We start from the raw sequence: 14688 nt of genomic DNA on the forward strand, positions 1-14688 counted from the left end.
CCAGTGAGAAAAATATGAGCGACTACATACCTAAAAAGAGAGGGCTGCTTATACTGGATTGGTATGTCCCCATTAATATTTTATTGCTGATTCTCGTTATGTGTGTCTTTTTCACCCGTTATACATTTGGATACGGTTTATTGAATGGGTGCCTGCCTGCTGATTTTTATATGATTGATCATTCGGATAAAACTATTAAAACTGGTGAACTCATAGCTTTCAACATGCCGAAATCGGTTCGTTTTATCCCAGAAAATGAACGAGTCATAAAAATTGTTGCCGGTGTGGGCGGTGACAAACTCAAAGTAACAATGGATGGGGTTTATAACGGGGACAAATTTTTTGAAGCTAATGCACGTCGTATTTCAAAGAAATACAGTATTCCGTCCATTTTGATTGAAAAAGAATTGATAATTCCTGAAGGCGAAGTTTTCCTAATTGGGCAAACCGATCACTCATGGGATTCCCGTTTTTGGGGAACAGTAAAGCTGAATTCAGTAATTGGGAAAACATATGCGATCTTTTAATGTAAATAAAAAATATTTACCAATACTTCCTGGACTTGCGTTATGTGCAGTTTTAAGTAATACAAATGCAAGCACTGAGTATCAACATGATGCTGACCTAATCGCTCAGCAAGCAAAAGGGCTTGGCGCTCAGGCTAAAGGTGCACAGCAGCCAGATGGGGCTCTTAGCCTTGATGCTACGCTAAATTCACCAGATGTGCAGAAGTACATTGCGCAAGCTGAAGCACTCAAAAAAAACCAGGACCTGAGCAGGCAAACAAACCGTGGTTACGTGCCCGGTATGAATGCGGATAGTGTTCAAGCAGTTATAGACCATACCCAGGCTATAAGGGCCCAAAGTAATAACTCTGATGCTGTCAACGATATAATTAGAAGACGTGATGAAATTCAGGAAAACGCCAGCCTTAATGAAGCGGCTCTGAAAGCTGTGGAAAATAAGCCGGAAGTCATGCGAGGACAATCTAAAAATATCGAAAAATTGTTTGGTTCCTCGGGCATCACAGCTGCTGACTTCGAAAGAAAAATGGATAGCACACGTGAAGAAGCACTATCAACTGAAAATGGTATAACGATCTTTGCTTCATTTAGCTTACCGGATTATGTACTGGAAGACCTTTTACGTACGGCCTCAGAGCATAAAGCTCGTGTAGTTTTCAATGGTCTAAAGAAAGGAACTACTCGGCTACCAGAGACACAGGCAGCAATAAACCAAATGATTGTCAAAGGAAAATTTGAATCTCCTTTGATTACAATTGATCCTGATAGCTTCAGTCAGTATCAAGTAACTCAAGTACCGACAATTATTTCTCGGGAGCAAGCTCGTTTTGCAAAAATGGTAGGGTCCTTCAACGTTGAGTTTTTTCAGCGAGAACTTGCTAAAAAACCCGATCAGGACATTTTTCCTGTTGCTGGTACGATTTATCCCGTTGAAGAAAAGAGCATCATTAAAGAACTGGAAGAACGCGCACAAAAATATGACTGGGAAGGTGCAAAAAAAAGGGCCGTTGCGGACACCTGGAAAAATCAATGGATGGTCGATCTCCCTCCTGCCCAGGAACACAAAGAATTTTTAATTGACCCTACAGTGAGGGTCACTCAGGACGTAAAAGATAAGCAGGGCCGTGTAATAGCTTCCGCCGGTGAGTTGATTAATCCACTTTCGAGATTTCCTCAAAACCTGACGATGATAATTTTCGATCCACTCAATCCGGGCCAGCTGGTATGGGCTGAGCAGCAGTATCGACAACGTCTGGGTAGTGGAAAAGTAATGCCAATGTTTACCCGTATCCAAAAAGATAATGGATGGGATCACCTAAATGATTTACGTGAAAAATTTAACGGTAAGGTGTTTAAAGTAAACGAACAGATTATCTCACGCTTTCAGATTAAAAATACACCTGCGCTTATAACTACTGACCAAGATAAATTCCGGATCACCCTGTTTAGCGAGGCAGAAGTCCGTGGAATCGGAGCCCCAAATCTTTCAGAGGAAAAATAATATGAAACTCGGATTTATTATAGGCGCTCTCTTTGCAACATGGCTGACGCTAAATTATCCGGACCAGATGAGAAGTTATTTTACCAAAGCCGTCGACTATATCGAAAGTGTTGCAACATTTATTACATCCAAGTGAGCATGATGGTGAAAAAATTCAAAAAGTTACTTTTAGAGTTCATTGTAGCAGTTATGCTTTCGCTTTCTATACCTGGTATGGCTATGGCAGCAGATGCTGGAGTCCCTGGGGCTATGTGTCAGTCAGCTGGAGTGTGGCAGGGCTTGATTAAGAATATCTGTTGGAGCTGCATTTTTCCCATGAGGATAATGGGCATAGGGGCTGCTCCAGAAGGCGCTGCACCTTCACGTCCGGGTTGCTACTGCACAGATCAGAACGGCGTACCGGAAATAGGTTGGCAATTGAGCTTCTTTCAGCCGGTGAAGATTGTAGAAGTTGTAAAGAGCCCCTGGTGCAGCCCCTTTCTTGAAGGCACGATGCTTCAAAAATCGCAGTTTGATATTGGTAAAAGCAACACTAATCAGCCAATGACAGCAACTGAAGCCGGATTTTACGATGTTCATCTTTGGGAGTTCCCAATCATGACAATGCTCAAATTACTGATTATTGGCGAGTGCACTGCTGAACCCTATATAGATGCCAGCCTGACCTATATAAGCGAAGTGGACCCTATGTGGGAAAGTGATCTGCTTACACTCGTCCTGAATCCCGAGGCAGTAGTTTTTGCAAACCCAATTGCCTCAATGGTGTGCGCTGCTGACTGTGTAGCAGTAACAGCAGGAAAGGATAATCTCGCTGCATACTTTTGTGCCGGATGCGATGGCAACCTTTACCCATTAACCGGCCACATTTACGCAAATGATGACGCTGTAAGGACGAGTTCACTGATTACCCAGCGTCTTCTGACAAAACTACATCGCCAAGGCATGCTGATGCGAACGATGGGAGCAGACGCAATGTGTGAGAAAACGTGGGAATACTTTACACCACGTTCCCAGTATCGGCTTTCAATGCTTTTCCCTACTCCTGAGGCGAAGGGACCGGATTGCTGTCATCGTCTTGGTGATTCGGTACACGACTGGTCAACCCTTAAAGGTGGGCGCAAAAAAATAGGCAACGATAATTATGTCTATATGTTGTGGCGTTACAATGACTGTTGTGTTCGCTACGTTCCGGGCGTTTGATTTCTAAGGAGAAAATAAGTGAAACTTAGAAAAACAATCACCTCAGCGATTATTGCATCAATGGTTGCCAATACTATGAGTTGGGCTTTTTATGTCACACTCATAAACATGGTAATGACACCACGTGTTTACGCTGCTGACGCTATATTTGACCAGCTCGAAAATAATTTTAACCTTGCAAATCCTAACGCAAATCGCAATGCAACCACCAGTGCTCAGGACATTGTGGAGAAATACAAGAACGCGGATTCAGGCGAGAATGTCAGTGGGAAGATCACCGAGAAATACGTGGGTAAAGCCGAATCCGCTAATCTTAATCTCGGGAAGTATGGGGCAGGGAACTCTAATGAAAGTGTCATGAAAAATGCCGCATCCGATGGAAAGTCTATTGGTAGCGCCGTACAACTGCCGAGTATGTCTGGAGGGACAATCAATTCAAACTACACCAAGGAAGGGGCAAAGCTGCTCTCTCGTGATGCTAATGGCAACATTGGTATAAGCAGTAATCCCAATACTACTCCTGGAACCAAAACAAATACGGGAGAGATTTTCAGCTCAGAGCAAAAGCACAGCGATATAAAGTTCAACGCCGCAGATCGTTATGGGGATGAGGATGGCTTTGTTAACGATATAAAGAATCGGAAAAGCCAGTTATTTGATGCTCAAAGTTATGATGGCGTTGCCTACCGCACCCTCGTAAATGCTAACAAGGACAACCCGGCATCGTCTGTAAAGCCTAACGATCCCATGTTTACTGCGGGGAGAAATGAGATAACCAATGCTGTTGCTGGTACTGGAAACTGGCTTCAGAACTGTAATGTTGAGACCTCCAAAAAAACAGTAACCACACACTATCCTGATTACAAAGAGTTCTACTGTAACTCGCCTAAGCAAGATAACTTCAGCAGCTGCACGATAACTCGTGACTTCTCTGTTCCTGTATACATTTCAGGCGGAAACGGAGACATGTCGATGTGCGGCGATAATTGTGTGCGTATATGGTTTGGTCGCCGTGATGACAACTACTGGAGTGACGGGGTATTTAATAACGAACTGACATTAAAATTCCATCCGGATGCAAAATTGGCCTCAGCAAAGATTGTTAACGCGGAGTGGGATGACCACATGCGGGTAACACTTGATGGCACGCAGATTTTTGCTCACATAGATGGTGCATATCGAGAAAGTGACTATCCGGCTCCAAAGGGATCTTGGGAGTTAAAAAAATCGTGGAAACTCGACAAAGTATACGATGTAACTGAAAAGGTCAGAAAATCAGTTTATGAAGAACCTGATCGTGAAGTGACAATGGCATCCAGAGTCTGGGTTGGTGGGGGAGGTGAAGGGTACTTTGAGGTTGAGCTGACGTTTGAAAATATGAAGCTCGAAGATAAGCACGTCCAGGAACCAGCTGGTTGTTACGATGCTGTACAAACACCAAATACATTCTGCCGTTTCGATCGGTTTAAAGATATGGATGTTGGCACGAAGCGGCTTCCGGAAAGCGTGCTTTCTATGGCAAAGCCGCTGTATGAAGGCGATAAAGGCTTTCTTACCTGGAAGACTAACCTTGAAGGCTATTTTTGTGATCCATTGGCTAAAGACAAGATTTGCTCTTATGACGCTAGTGGGAAAATTATGAAAGACGCTAATGGAAAGGACCTCTGTTACAACTACGAAGAAATTAAGAGTATGCCTGATGCATGTAGTTCTTATAAAAATGATGCAGCATGTGTACTCGATAAACAAACATGTGCAGAGGGTTGGTTCGATGAGGGCACTAACAGCTGCTACATGTATGAACAGAAATACACCTGTGACAGAGGTAAGGATGTAGTTCGTGAGGTTGAATCTTCTACAAATGCCTGTGTTGGCATGATCCCATGTTCTGGAGGAACATGCGAAACTGGGCCAAAGGAAGAGAACAACGATTTTGGAAAAGTTGCGGCTTATTCAAACATGGTTCAGTACATGCAGGGCGAAGCCAAATGCGAAGACCCTAACGATGCCAATTCCTGTTCTGTCTTTGAAGGAAAACCTGAATGGTGTGGTCGTTCAGTAGGCTTTGTAAATGGCCTGGCAAAGACGGACTGCTGCGAAGCACCGCAGGGAACCGCAGGAGCACTTGAAGGTATCATGCTTGCCGGATCTATGATCAGAAACACTAACTGGACCAGAGTTAATGCTCAGCTAATAAAATGGACCGGCGGTGATACAGGTACATGGGCTTCTATGTCCAATGCGGTCGGTGAGTGGACTGCATCAGCTGGTAAAACAGTAGGGCAAATGTGGAACAATGTCACGAGCTCCTTAACGAGCGTATATGAAAACGTCGCTGGTAATCTAAGCAGGGCAGTTGGGTCTTCCGCAACTTCTGGAGGGGCAGGAGGTGCTGGCCAGTTGGCACAGGAAACAATGTCCAGCTTCGGTATAGGTCAGCTTAAGCAGATGGCAATGAAGAAAGCCTACGAATTGCTACCAGATACAGTTCGAGACTTTGTCTTTAAGAACGTTGCTACTACCGGAGGAGAGGTTGTCTTCTCGGCTGCGGTTCAAAACTTTATGCTTGCATTAAACGTGATCGGTTGGATTTATACAGCCTATCAGGTCACTAAAATGCTTTTAGAAATGTTGGTAGCATGCGACCAGAAAGAGATGGAAGCTTCTATTCATAAGAATCAAAAATCCTGTTTTACATTAGATACGGAACGATGCGTCAAATATCTGAATGTTGGTTTCACAAAGAAATGCGTTAAAAAAGCAACAGACATGTGCTGTTATAATTCCATGTTGTCACGCGTTATTATGCAACAAGCTTATCCGCAATTAGGAATAGACCCTGTCGCCTCTAATTGCGTGGGGCTATCAATAAAGCAAATACAGCAACTGGATTTCGATAAAATTGATCTGACGGAGTGGATTAATGATGCAGTTCAGGTAGGAGAAGTTCCTGATCAATATTCAAAATTCTCCGAAGAATCAATTGTGGAAAACTTACCATTCCAGAATGAGAACTATCAACTTCCATCAGAACGTACCAAGGAAGCAATGGGCGGTGAAGAAAATATGATAAAGGCCAGACAAGAAAATGCTCAGGCTATAAAAGAGGAAAATGTAGATTGTAGCTATTTACCTCGACCGGCCATATGTGAGGTAGGTTCAACTACGCTGGATCCGGTTACGGGCAAGCAGTTGCCGAAATATTGAAGAAGGGGCCGTTAGGCCCCTTTTTTAATTACTTGGCTTTCAATGTTTTTTCTGGGAAGCCTTTTTTACCGTATTCACCGGTAAAGAGGTAATAATCTTTTCCGTTGATGGAGGCTGCAACACCCCCTGGAGTTGTTGTATTTGGGCTATCAGAACGGAAAATGATACCCGAAAAATCAGCGCTTGTTTCGTTTCCTTTAAATGGGATGAACACATAACGAATTACAGCGTAATCACCAGCGGGAAGGTTTAGCTGAGGAATTTCGGTTCCTGTTGCGGGGCGAATCGCCTGAAAGCTGTACATTGAATCTGTAGGGAAAACATCAGCATCAGGCTTAGAGGGCAGATCACAGGTACTCCATTTATTGACGACTGCCATATCAATTTTACATGTGGCCAGAGCTGCTTTCTGTTTTTCAGGGTTGTATCCAAATGAGGCCTGAGTTGCTTTTGTATGCTCAAAAACATACTTAGCTCCTTCACGTACCAAACTTTCATCATTGTAAGGCAATTTTTTTGGATTGGGGACGAACACTAGGTATTGATTGACCTGGATGTATTCGGCGTCAGAAGAACTGTACAAAGAGCCGAGGCTCATGATCCCAAAACCTTTTAGACCGCCTGTTACGTAGCCCATCGAACTATTGATGAGATACTTAGAAAGAAAGTTGTCGGCATCCCCTCCAGGAGTAACCTCTTGCTCCTTAAAATTAACGTCGAAACCAGCAAACGAATAGGCATTCTTGGCGACAGAATCATTTGCTTTAGCATGCCAGTACTGGCCGTGACTGTACGCATTCAGAGCGGTGCCTGGCGTAGTGCCGGTGTCACCGGCACAACCCGATAGGGAAAAACCAATGACGACAGAAGAGACCAGAGATACTAAACGTAAAAGTTTCATTTAAAGCCCTTTTTGTAATGTCTTTTGGAGATGGAACCATTATTCCATAGTCACGCGTTTCACAAACAACCTGATTGCATAAAAAAGGAAAAAAAGTGATTTCCAGTAGAACCAGCAGTACACAAGAAAAGCGCTTTTATAAAAATGTATAATTATTAAAACGAAGTAATGAGGTTGAAATGGGTAAGCCAACAGAAGAGCAAAGACCTGTTATCGAGAATGCTAGCGCAAACAATATGGTGATAGCAGCGCCTGGATCAGGCAAATCATTCACCATGATAGAAGCGGTTATATCGATTCTCAAAAAGTATCCATATGCAAGAATCGGGATGGTGACCTTTACTCGCGCTGCAACAAACGCACTTGCAGCAAAGTTACAAAAGCGATTGAGCAAGAAGGATCTTGACCGGGTGCTGGTGGATACTTTTCACGGACTCGTTAAGAAGCAACTGGACATGATTCGCTGGCCGGGAAAGATGTTGATAGGGCCAGCACAGAGATCTGTCATTCACCGGGCTTTGAAAGAATCCGGTGTAACGATGAAGTTTGCTGAAGCTGAATTCGTTATTGATGCTATCGGCAGAGAAATGGATACGGATGTGATTTCAGTTCGGCATAACAGACAACAGATCCATTTATTTAATACCTATCAGGCGTTATGCCAGAAAGACCATGTGGCGGACCTCAATGCTCTTTCAAAATTTGTTGTCGGTCAAATGCATTCGGGAAAAATGCGCACGTTAGATTTGACACATTTGATAGTAGACGAAGTTCAGGATACTGACTCTATACAATTCTCATGGATAGCATTGCATACAAGAGCTGGAGTCTATACGAGTATAGTTGGAGACGATGATCAGGCCATCTACTCCTTCAGATCCTCAGGAGGAGTCAAAATATTTCAACAGTTTGAAAAACACTTCAGACCTAACATATTTTACTTAAACACATGCTTTAGGTGTGAACCTGAAATTTTAGAGGTGGCCGGAGCACTGATAGGAAAGAATGTTTACCGTTATGCCAAAGAGTTACGCTCGGCAAAAAAGGGAGGAGGAAAGGTCACTTTTCGTTCATATGTAGATATGGAGGAACAGATACAGGGTATTTTAAGCCTTATAAATCAGGATCCACATGGATGGGCAATTCTAAGCCGCAATAATGCTCACTTGGATGAGCTAGAAAGTTTGATCGAACAGCCAGTAATTCGTTACGGAGGTAAATCATTCTGGGATGAAAAAGAAACAAGCGATGTGTTAAGCCTTATGGCCTTTTTCCGACAATCAAATGATCCTCGCTTAATGAAGAGAGTATTGGCATTGTTTGGAGAACAGGAATCAGTTTTGGATGAAGTGGCATTGAGTATGAGAGGAAGAAAAGTTACTTTTGGCGACCTTGCCATCCCGGAGGACAGTTCTCTCGAAACAAAAACATTACATTCAAACTTCGTGCGCTTTACCCAGGAAAGTACTGATAAAGTTGAGATAGCAAAACGTTTCGCCAACCTTACGAAATGGATGGAATCGTCGTCAATCAAGATGAGGAGTAATAAAGGTACAGCAACCTTAACAAAAATTGCTTTAGACACTTGTAAACAGTGGGCAGAAAAGACTGGTTGGATGAATATGATCAATCGTGCTGCTGCAATGTCATTAGGCCCTAGGAAGAAGGACGAGGAATACAGCCCAGAGAAAGTAGTCCTATCAACCTTGCATGGTTCAAAGGGTCTTGAGTGGAATAAAGTAATAATAATGAGTTGTAATGCGGATCAGATACCAAGTAAAAGATCAGTTGGGGAGGAGGCAATAGAAGAAGAAAGACGTTTGCTTTATGTTGGATTTACGCGTGCAGAAAAGCAACTTTTTGTAATGTGGTATGGTGACCCTTCTTTCTTTTTAAGAGAATGCAGTGAAGAAAAGATAAAAGAAGCAGCTAATATTCGAATTTCTCCAGTTTATACAGAATAATTCGATATGGGCATTTACTTATGCTTAAAGCTATAGTATAAAAACAATGAGCTTAAATATCAGCTCCCAAATTTGAGTAACTTTGCTTAAAGTTACTTTCGCGTTAAGCGTTGATTTAGCCGTGAAAAGCGGCCAGCTTAAACAAGCTGTAAGACACCACCGGCAAAATGTCACCTTTGTCGCTGGTGCACTTCCCATGCCTGAAAAAGGCAATCTGAATTTACCAAACCGTAACTAATTTAGCTCCTCCTGGAGCTATTTTTGTTGCGTACTTCTAATGCCAGATAGTATAAATCAGGCGGTTCATAGCTTACGGGAGATGAATGACAGGCTTTGCCTTCGTGTTGAAACAAAAAATTGTTTCTTCCTTCTTACTATATATAGGTGACCCCAAATGTCTAAAAATAAAGCTCGCAGTAAAGCCCTTCATCAAACCTTTAGTGAAATTATTCCAGAGATGGATAAGGCGCTAAACAAACAGCTCTTAGAAGTTCTGATGAAATATACAGAACGTGATAATGAACTGATTGTTATTTTGAATGAGGACGGCCCAAATATCATTGAACTTAAGTCTCTTAAGCCTGTGTCTTTGTTGGCCGAAAAGCTTTCTGCTTATTCAAGCTATTATCATGTGGATGTTGTGGAGCTCGTGGTCAAGAAAATTGATTTCGAAGGAGCTTATAAGCTTCTTAAAGCTTCCCCAGATGTACCACTTTTTAAAAGCTTAACTGAACTGGATAAATATCTTGTTGAGGAGTTTGAAAAATACGGATTAAATTCATTTCTTGACGTGGATAATCTGGATTACTCACTTGAAAAAGCCAGTGAACTCAAAAATGAGCAGTTAATAAATTGGGTTTCGGACATCATTTGCAAACGTGAAAAATTAACTTTACGTAAGCGTTTTGATGTCGCAGTAAAGGCCCACTACGAAAATGTAGAAAAAATGTATGATACCATTCGTCCGTTAATGAAAAAACTGGGTTTCCCAGAAGATCTCATGACGCACACCTTTAGTGAGTTAAGCGTTTTTGAAACTAAAGGATGGGACCATGCAATAAAATCGAAAATTGAGACTCTCGCTAAGCGTGAAACTCAATATTTAGATGATGCGGCTAAAGCAGAGAATCGACGTCTTGTAACAGAGAAGTTGGAGAACTCTTTAGCGATTGCACCAACTAAACCAACAAGAAATTGGTTACATATTGCCGGAATTGCCTGTTTGGTAGTCTGCACGTTCATGTATGTAACTAATAAATTTATTTAATCCTGTTAAGGGGGAACCCTAACGGGGCTTCTCTTTGAACAAATCGAGGAGCGGAAAATGTCATATCTTGAATATATCAATGAAGTAAAAGTGTCCGGGATAGTTATCAGTGCTGTGGAGAAAAAAATGACTGACCAGAGTATAGGTTTGTTAATAAAGCTCAAAAATAGGATGAAGACAGAAGTTGATGGTGAAATCACTGAGAGAGAATTTTCAGTTCAAATCAAGGTGTCGCCTGAAATGTATTCAACCTGTTTCACTGGTATAAATCAGGGTGATGAGTTGATGGTCTCCGGTTATATTGTTGTCGATACTATTATGATTGAAGGGAGAGAACATCCTCTTGACTACATGAGAGTGGTAGCAACAAGTAAGTTGGCTCACATACCTAAACCTCTAAAAGGTTTTGGACAAAGTAGCTTTAATCAGATCTGACATTAAACCCACCCTAAAGGGGAGAAATCCCTTCATGGGATTTCTCCTTTTGGAGTCCCCATGAAACAAAAATTTAGGGCTACTGCAATAAGTAGTAATCAACTTAGTTTTTTTTCTATACTCGATATAGATGAAGATGAAATAACGCAAATAGTTGATTCACCCAAAGAGCATTTAAATGATGCTTACACGTCCGGATTAAACTTTAAATCAGAAGAAAGTAACATTTCTGAGATAAATTATGATTCTGAAAGGCGTGAAAATCACCTTTATGAAAAATCCAAATTACTTAAAAATCAGATTTTGCATACAATTAATTTTGCAACAGAAACAGATTATCTATATACGGTTGAAGAATATAACCCAGATTTGGGTGGTCTGGTAATAGAATGGACCCCTGAGGATGTGTATGTTGTTTTTCTATCCGCTATGGAAGAGTCTTTGGAAATCATTAAAGAACTAGTGTTGAGGAGAAAGTTATTCTTCAAAGATGACAATGGTAATATCACAGTGAATCCACTTTTAGAAGCTGAAACACGGTGGTATATGTCAAAATCATTTGAATACACTTGTTTATCTCATGGACTTGATGCATGTGAATTTAGAGCGGAATTAAAATCATGGCTCTATTATCATTCGCATCGTTCGATTAGTGAAAACACGAAATTAGCTGAATGCAGGAATGATGATGAAATCATTTTGCATGATTGCAATGACGATATGGGCTGGGACATCTTCTTTGATCAGGATTATTTAATGTCAGAAAAAAAACTGGCTGTTAAATGGACTGACAGGGAAATTATGGATGTTTACATAAAAGCTTTTAAATCCTCATTAGAGTTGTTTGACGAGCTTGTTTCATGTGATCTGTTAACTAAACGAAACGCTTTTGGCAAGTTAGAAATCAATCCAATATTCGAAAATCATTTTGAATGGATCATGTCTGAAGCTTTTGAAATAGTGGGAAATCATCTTGGTTATAATGTGCCTCAAATCAGGAAACTGATGGCAACTATTTGCCAAATGAATCTCAAATAAAATGCCACTGGCAAACATCTGCCAGAGGGCGGTGTTTGCATTTTACCGGAGTTAAAAATGTCTAATGCCGCTATGAAGTTAAATGAAACATCTTCTGATGCTTATGAAAAATTAGAAGCTCTTCTTTCCCCGGATGTTATAAAGTTAAAACATTATGTGGATAAAGGTGAGTATCTTTTAGTTCTAGCAAAGGACCTTTTTGGTATTCCAGAAATGGATCCAAAGATGGCTGTGCCTGTTTTCAAAACTAAAACCTCGTATCGAGCTCCGCTGAACAAAGACTACATACCAAATCCCCGAATACTTGAACAAGTGGTTAAACTGCTTATCAGTCCGGATATAGATTTAAGTGTGTGTCTTAAAGGTGAGTCCGGTTCTGGCAAGACTGAAATGGTAATGTACATTAGCCACATGATGAATTGGCCGCTGACAATTAAGCAGATCAACAGCAATATTCGAGTTGATGAGCTTGAAGGTGAGCGCAGTCTTAATGGTGGTAATACAGGTTTTGTACACAGCGATTTGGTAACGGGATTTCGTAATGGTCACCTCATTCTTCTGGATGAAGTGGACAAAATCGATCCTGATACGGCAGCAAAACTTCACATGCCCATTGAACGTAAGCCCTGGTCACTCAGTGCTAATGGTGGTGAGGTTATAACTGCTAATGGCTACACGCGATTTATTGGTACTGCAAACACAAACATGAGTGGAGGCGCTCGCCGGTTCGTTTCTTCTCAACGTCAAGATGCAGCTTTTATAAAGCGGTTCTTGATAGTTGAAATGGAGAAGCCCGACAAAGTTGCTTTAACCAATGTGCTTACTAAACGATATAGCTCTTTGCCTTTTCAGGTCATTGAGAAGTTCGTAAGAGTAGCGATTGCAGTAAATGACTCTGGTACAGAAGACAGTGTGATGGATATTCGTCAATTAGTAGCTTGGGTTGGCACGTCGATGACGTTAAAAACCTTTAGTCTTCTTGACACTTTCAAAATAGCTTTTGCTTCTGCTTTACCTTTACATGTGGTCGATCTTGTTCTTCAAGCTATAGATCTTTCTCTTGGCGAAGACAAGGATAAATCGCTGGAGTATTTCACAGCAAAAAAGTCGAGTTAGATGGGATTTGTTATGAAACCTCTGATATTTGTATCTCAGAGTTATCCCATCTTGAATTTAGTGCGTTTTTAAGTACGGATGGTGCTGCTACCATTGCTATAGCAAAAAACGGAACTAATTTTACTGGACTTATGCAACTGAATAACGACTATTCTTTATTGTTTTATCATGATGGTAAAATAAATATGGAAGGTCTGATTAAACAAATGGAATTAAAAGGTTATATGTATCAGGGAGCAATGGGCAATGATGATGTTGTTGCTGAGTTTCCCGGTATTCTTTTAATTTCACCAGAGTAGCTTTAATATCAACCCTATCGGGAAATCTTTCCCGTTGGGGAGGGTTTCCCCTTTTTTTTGGAGAAACCCATGACTTTAAATACTTCAATGCTTAACAAAGTATCTGCAAAACAAATCTCTGAGAATTTTGCAAAATCATATCCAGATTTACTGGAAGGTGCAGTTATAACAAAAATTGAAATAAGTGGCTGTCAAGGATCGCGTCGAACCGATAAAATCGATTTGTCTTATGATGGAGATGATATTACGGATCAAAAAAGCGTATCTAAAAGCGAAGTACGCTGGATTGACATAAAAGCCCTTAGCTTCAAAAGTACGATTACCAGCAGAATATCAACTCTTTGCTCACGCTTGTGCATCCGCTATAGCAATATGTGGATTTTACCAGTATCCAGTATGGAAGAGTTTCTGGAAGGGGCCCAAGAGATTGAACGAGAGTTTCAGGCAGGTATTCAAAACGTTGTAGACAATTATGAGATGCATATTGAGGCTGAAAAAAATAGAAGCCCAAGAATGTCTTCTTTGATTGATCAGTTGAAATTAACTAAAGATGATTTCATAAAATCCTTTAGATTTAATATTGCTCACTTTATTCCTTTTACGCCTATTAGCGTTGAAGGTGATGAAACCCAGGACTACTATCAGGAACAATTGATAACAGATCTGGCAGAAGAAGCAATGAAGGTTTATGAAAAAATTAGCAAAAATAACAATTTGCGCTCAAGTACTATTGACCGACTGAAGCAAATGCAAAATAAGATCATTAGCTTCATGTTTATACATAAAGAGGCGGCAGTACTTGCAGAAGCTATAAAACACATAATGAATAATTTACCTAAAGGTGCCATTTCTGAACCTCGCGACGTTGCGGTGTTACAGCAGTGGTTTTATTTCATGAGTGATGCTTCAATGTTAAAGCGTATTATTTCAGGAGAGCAAAAGGTTACTGACTGGTTGGAATCTATTACCAGATCATTTAATCAAAGCTCACAAACAGAACCGAACGCGCTACAGAACACAGGTATTGAAGCTATTTTAGATTCAACAAATGTGTTCCAGGTTGAACCTGTCGTAGAGAACGATATAAATAACAGCACGTTTTCAAACACTGATCCTGTAGCTGAACCTGAGAAATCAGTTTCGCAACAGGAAGACAATGTTGAAAATGGTTTTGATATCGAGCTCAAAGGCTGGTAACTGTTTGCTTTATTAAAAACCCCAGATGGGTACTTCACC

At 41.0% G+C, this 14688-nt stretch carries 12 protein-coding genes; 11 read left to right on the forward strand and 1 reads right to left on the reverse strand.

The window, feature by feature from the left end:
• The first annotated feature begins 14 nt into the window (after positions 1-14).
• From trhF to trhN, 4 genes are all read left to right on the forward strand, one after another.
• Entirely contained in the window at positions 15-527 is a 513-nt protein-coding gene (trhF, locus tag PGQ95_RS24080; RefSeq protein ID WP_001286759.1) for an IncHI-type conjugal transfer protein TrhF, read from the forward strand.
• Positions 514-2025, forward strand: a complete 1512-nt coding sequence (locus PGQ95_RS24085) for a TrbC family F-type conjugative pilus assembly protein (RefSeq protein ID WP_001256133.1) — start codon at positions 514-516, stop codon at positions 2023-2025. The genes trhF and PGQ95_RS24085 overlap by 14 nt, the downstream gene beginning before the upstream one ends.
• A 144-nt stretch (positions 2026-2169) precedes the next feature.
• A complete protein-coding gene (gene trhU / locus PGQ95_RS24090; RefSeq protein ID WP_181196458.1) occupies positions 2170-3225 on the forward strand; it encodes an IncHI-type conjugal transfer protein TrhU in 1056 nt (351 codons plus the stop codon).
• 18 nt (positions 3226-3243) lie between these two features.
• Positions 3244-6432 (forward strand): IncHI-type conjugal transfer protein TrhN, encoded by a 3189-nt coding sequence (gene trhN, locus PGQ95_RS24095; RefSeq protein WP_080073148.1) that lies wholly within the window; start codon positions 3244-3246, stop codon positions 6430-6432.
• A 28-nt stretch (positions 6433-6460) separates the two neighbouring features.
• Here the strand turns inward: trhN and PGQ95_RS24100 are convergent, their stop codons facing one another.
• On the reverse strand, positions 6461-7333 hold the full coding sequence (locus PGQ95_RS24100; RefSeq protein ID WP_000771832.1) for a hypothetical protein: 873 nt from the start codon (positions 7331-7333) through the stop codon (positions 6461-6463).
• 179 nt (positions 7334-7512) lie between these two features.
• Here PGQ95_RS24100 and trhI point away from each other — a divergent pair, with 179 nt between their 5' ends.
• The 7 genes from trhI (at position 7513) to PGQ95_RS24135 (ending at position 14649) form a co-directional block, all read left to right on the forward strand.
• A complete protein-coding gene (trhI, locus tag PGQ95_RS24105) occupies positions 7513-9297 on the forward strand; it encodes an IncHI-type conjugal transfer helicase TrhI (protein ID WP_000517886.1) in 1785 nt (594 codons plus the stop codon).
• Between the two features lie 394 nt (positions 9298-9691).
• Positions 9692-10564 (forward strand): hypothetical protein, encoded by an 873-nt coding sequence (locus PGQ95_RS24110; RefSeq protein ID WP_000041927.1) that lies wholly within the window; start codon positions 9692-9694, stop codon positions 10562-10564.
• Between the two features lie 57 nt (positions 10565-10621).
• The gene (locus PGQ95_RS24115; RefSeq protein ID WP_000120822.1) at positions 10622-10999 is read left to right on the forward strand and encodes a hypothetical protein; all 378 of its coding nucleotides are present in this window, start codon (positions 10622-10624) and stop codon (positions 10997-10999) included.
• A 60-nt stretch (positions 11000-11059) separates the two neighbouring features.
• The gene (locus tag PGQ95_RS24120; RefSeq protein ID WP_065311106.1) at positions 11060-12037 is read left to right on the forward strand and encodes a hypothetical protein; all 978 of its coding nucleotides are present in this window, start codon (positions 11060-11062) and stop codon (positions 12035-12037) included.
• A 57-nt stretch (positions 12038-12094) separates the two neighbouring features.
• A complete protein-coding gene (locus PGQ95_RS24125; protein ID WP_000063335.1) occupies positions 12095-13153 on the forward strand; it encodes an ATP-binding protein in 1059 nt (352 codons plus the stop codon).
• 131 nt (positions 13154-13284) lie between these two features.
• Positions 13285-13452 carry a hypothetical protein gene (locus PGQ95_RS24130; RefSeq protein ID WP_001176646.1) on the forward strand — a complete coding sequence of 56 codons (168 nt, stop codon included), beginning with the start codon at positions 13285-13287 and terminating at the stop codon, positions 13450-13452.
• A gap of 69 nt (positions 13453-13521) precedes the next feature.
• Positions 13522-14649 carry a DUF3150 domain-containing protein gene (locus tag PGQ95_RS24135; protein WP_000174395.1) on the forward strand — a complete coding sequence of 376 codons (1128 nt, stop codon included), beginning with the start codon at positions 13522-13524 and terminating at the stop codon, positions 14647-14649.
• Positions 14650-14688 lie beyond the last annotated feature (39 nt).

Source organism: Klebsiella sp. 141240 (assembly GCF_050600805.1).
GTDB classification, from domain to species: Bacteria; Pseudomonadota; Gammaproteobacteria; order Enterobacterales; family Enterobacteriaceae; genus Klebsiella; species Klebsiella aerogenes.

Bases quoted from the DNA above. Each gene is read 5' to 3' on its own strand.
- trhF (WP_001286759.1), top strand. From the start codon at position 15: ATGAGCGACTACATACCTAAAAAGAGAGGGCTGCTTATACTGGATTGG.
- PGQ95_RS24085 (WP_001256133.1), top strand. From the start codon at position 514: ATGCGATCTTTTAATGTAAATAAAAAATATTTACCAATACTTCCTGGA.
- PGQ95_RS24100 (WP_000771832.1), bottom strand. From the start codon at position 7,333: ATGAAACTTTTACGTTTAGTATCTCTGGTCTCTTCTGTCGTCATTGGT.
- trhI (WP_000517886.1), top strand. From the start codon at position 7,513: ATGGGTAAGCCAACAGAAGAGCAAAGACCTGTTATCGAGAATGCTAGC.
- PGQ95_RS24110 (WP_000041927.1), top strand. From the start codon at position 9,692: ATGTCTAAAAATAAAGCTCGCAGTAAAGCCCTTCATCAAACCTTTAGT.
- PGQ95_RS24115 (WP_000120822.1), top strand. From the start codon at position 10,622: ATGTCATATCTTGAATATATCAATGAAGTAAAAGTGTCCGGGATAGTT.
- PGQ95_RS24120 (WP_065311106.1), top strand. From the start codon at position 11,060: ATGAAACAAAAATTTAGGGCTACTGCAATAAGTAGTAATCAACTTAGT.
- PGQ95_RS24125 (WP_000063335.1), top strand. From the start codon at position 12,095: ATGTCTAATGCCGCTATGAAGTTAAATGAAACATCTTCTGATGCTTAT.
- PGQ95_RS24130 (WP_001176646.1), top strand. From the start codon at position 13,285: ATGCAACTGAATAACGACTATTCTTTATTGTTTTATCATGATGGTAAA.
- PGQ95_RS24135 (WP_000174395.1), top strand. From the start codon at position 13,522: ATGACTTTAAATACTTCAATGCTTAACAAAGTATCTGCAAAACAAATC.